This is a genomic window from Frateuria sp. GZRR35, assembly GCF_051900415.1.
Lineage (GTDB): Bacteria > Pseudomonadota > Gammaproteobacteria > Xanthomonadales > Rhodanobacteraceae > Frateuria_A.
Genome location: NZ_JBHZGL010000024.1, coordinates 2,501 through 5,371, shown reverse-complemented (window position 1 = coordinate 5,371; position 2,871 = coordinate 2,501). Strand labels below are relative to the sequence as shown.

Genomic DNA, 2,871 nt, shown 5'->3' with positions numbered 1-2,871 from the left:
ATCGGTGAGGGTTTTTGGATAAAGCCCCTGGCGGTGACCTACTCTTGCATGGACAAGCCACACTACCATCGGCGCGGCTGCGTTTCACTTCCGAGTTCGGGATGGGATCGGGTGGGACCACAGCGCTATGGCCGCCAGGGAAGGGGTTGAAGCAGCGCTATAAAGCGCCAGCTTCAAAAGGGGTAAACGAGTGACAAGCGAATTGGTGAATCGAGATGTTTCGCTAAGGGTTGCGAAGCGTCTTGGGGTTATATGGTCAAGCCGCACGGCGCATTAGTACGCGTAAGCTCAATGCATTGCTGCACTTCCACATCGCGCCTATCAACCACCTGGTCTTGATGGTGCCTTAAGGAGAGTCAAGCTCTCGGGAGATCTCATCTTGGGGCGTGCTTCCCGCTTAGATGCTTTCAGCGGTTATCACTTCCGTTCATAGCTACCGGGCAATGCCTCTGGCGAGACAACCCGAACACCAGCGGAACGTCCACTCCGGTCCTCTCGTACTAGGAGCAGCCCCCCTCAAATCTCCAACGCCCACGACAGATAGGGACCGAACTGTCTCACGACGTTCTGAACCCAGCTCGCGTACCACTTTAAATGGCGAACAGCCATACCCTTGGGACCGGCTACAGCCCCAGGATGTGATGAGCCGACATCGAGGTGCCAAACACCGCCGTCGATATGAACTCTTGGGCGGTATCAGCCTGTTATCCCCGGAGTACCTTTTATCCGTTGAGCGATGGCCCTTCCATACAGAACCACCGGATCACTAAGACCTACTTTCGTACCTGCTTGATCCGTCGATCTTGCAGTCAAGCACGCTTATGCCTTTGCACACAGTGCGCGATGTCCGACCGCGCTGAGCGTACCTTCGTGCTCCTCCGTTACGCTTTGGGAGGAGACCGCCCCAGTCAAACTACCCACCATACACGGTCCCTGACCCGGATTACGGGCCTAGGTTAGAACGTCAAGCACTTCAGGGTGGTATTTCAAGGATGGCTCCACGCAAACTGGCGTCTGCGCTTCAAAGCCTCCCACCTATCCTACACAGAAGAACTCAACGTTCAGTGTAAAGCTATAGTAAAGGTTCACGGGGTCTTTCCGTCTTGCCGCGGGAACGCTGCATCTTCACAGCGATTTCAATTTCACTGAGTCTCGGGTGGAGACAGCGCCGCTGTCGTTACGCCATTCGTGCAGGTCGGAACTTACCCGACAAGGAATTTCGCTACCTTAGGACCGTTATAGTTACGGCCGCCGTTTACTGGGGCTTCGATCAAGAGCTTCGCCTTGCGGCTGACCCCATCAATTAACCTTCCAGCACCGGGCAGGCGTCACACCCTATACGTCCACTTTCGTGTTTGCAGAGTGCTGTGTTTTTGATAAACAGTCGCAGCGGCCAGGTTACTGCGACCCATCAGAGCTCAGCTACGCATGTAGCCACCCCGATGGGCGCACCTTCTCCCGAAGTTACGGTGCCATTTTGCCTAGTTCCTTCACCCGAGTTCTCTCAAGCGCCTTGGGATTCTCACCCTGCCTACCAGTGTCGGTTTACGGTACGGTTTTTCTTAAGCTGAAGCTTAGTGGCTTTTCCTGGAAGCGTGGTCTCAGTCACTTCGCCCAATAGGGCTCGTCTCGGTGCTCGGCATAAAGCATCCCGGATTTGCCTAAGATGCATGCCTACCGCCTTTCCCCGGGACAACCAACGCCCGGTAGACCTAACCTTCTCCGTCCCCACATCGCACTTAAGAAAAGTGCTGGAATATTAACCAGCTTCCCATCGACTACGCATTTCTGCCTCGCCTTAGGGGCCGACTCACCCTGCGCCGATGAACGTTGCGCGAGGAAACCTTGGGCTTTCGGCGTGCGGGCTTTTCACCCGCATTATCGTTACTCATGTCAGCATTCGCACTTCCGATACCTCCAGCAGACCTCTCGATCCACCTTCACAGGCTTACGGAACGCTCCTCTACCGCGCACATTGCTGTGCACCCCGAGCTTCGGTGTCTAGCTTAGCCCCGTTAAATCTTCCGCGCAGACCGACTCGACCAGTGAGCTATTACGCTTTCTTTAAAGGGTGGCTGCTTCTAAGCCAACCTCCTGGCTGTCTATGCCTTTCCACATCGTTTTCCACTTAGCTAGAACTTGGGGACCTTAGCTGCGGGTCTGGGTTGTTTCCCTTTTCACGACGGACGTTAGCACCCGCCGTGTGTCTCCCGGATAGTCTGTCCTGGTATTCGGAGTTTGCCATGGTTTGCTAAGTCGCGATGACCCGCTAGCCATAACAGTGCTCTACCCCCAGGAAGATTCGTCCGAGGCGCTACCTAAATAGCTTTCGAGGAGAACCAGCTATCTCCGAGTTTGTTTAGCCTTTCACTCCTATCCTCAGCTCATCCCCATCTATTGCAACAGATGTGGGTTCGGTCCTCCAGTGCGTGTTACCGCACCTTCAACCTGGCCAAGGATAGATCACTCGGTTTCGGGTCTACTGCCAGAGACTATGCGCCCTATTCAGACTCGGTTTCCCTTCGCCTCCCCTAGACGGTTAAGCTTGCCACTGACAGTAAGTCGCTGACCCATTATACAAAAGGTACGCAGTCACCCACGAAGGGCTTCCACTGCTTGTACGTATACGGTTTCAGGGTCTATTTCACTCCCCTCTCCGGGGTTCTTTTCGCCTTTCCCTCACGGTACTAGTTCGCTATCGGTCAGTCAGGAGTATTTAGCCTTGGAGGATGGTCCCCCCATGTTCAGACAGGGTTTCTCGTGCCCCGCCCTACTCAATTTCACGCACGGTGCCCTTTCGCCTACCGGGCTATCACCGTCTATGGCAGACCTTTCCAGGTCCTTCAGCTAAAACACTGTGCGCTTTTGGGC

At 54.8% G+C, this 2,871-nt stretch carries 2 rRNA genes (1 of these 2 running past the window's edge); both read right to left on the bottom strand.

The window, feature by feature from the left end:
- Positions 1-25: 25 nt before the first annotated feature.
- Positions 26-139: ribosomal RNA gene (gene rrf, locus ACFWZ3_RS17195) — 5S ribosomal RNA — on the bottom strand.
- 113 nt (positions 140-252) lie between these two features.
- Positions 253-2,871, bottom strand: a 23S ribosomal RNA gene (locus ACFWZ3_RS17190); it runs 260 nt beyond the window's last position.